Origin of the sequence: Zoogloea sp. LCSB751 (assembly GCF_002028455.1) — a bacterium.
Taxonomy (GTDB): domain Bacteria; phylum Pseudomonadota; class Gammaproteobacteria; order Burkholderiales; family Rhodocyclaceae; genus Zoogloea.
In genome coordinates this window covers 1-255 of record NZ_MWUM01000380.1, presented here as the reverse complement: position 1 = coordinate 255, position 255 = coordinate 1, and the positions used below count along the sequence as shown (strand labels likewise).

The following is a 255-nucleotide window of genomic DNA, read 5'->3' as shown; positions in this document are numbered from 1 at the left end:
TATCCTGATAGGCGGCGACAACCCGGCCACGAATGCTGCCACTGTCATTTAAGCCGCTGGATAAATCGACCATGCCACGCAGATTGTTCCATGAGCCGACACTCACTGAGGTGTTGCCCATAAATTCTTGTGTCGGGCGTTTACGCACAAGGTTAATCGCAGCCGAAGGGTTACCTGCGCCAGTCATTAATCCTGTGGCGCCACGGACAATTTCCACCCGCTCGTAGATGGCTGTATCGATAAGGTTATCGCCGT

The 255-nt window shown here is 53.3% G+C and carries 1 pseudogene; it reads right to left on the bottom strand.

Annotation, left to right across the window (positions count from 1 at the left end):
• Positions 1-255, bottom strand: a pseudogene (locus tag B4920_RS27030) (TonB-dependent siderophore receptor); the annotation flags it as partial.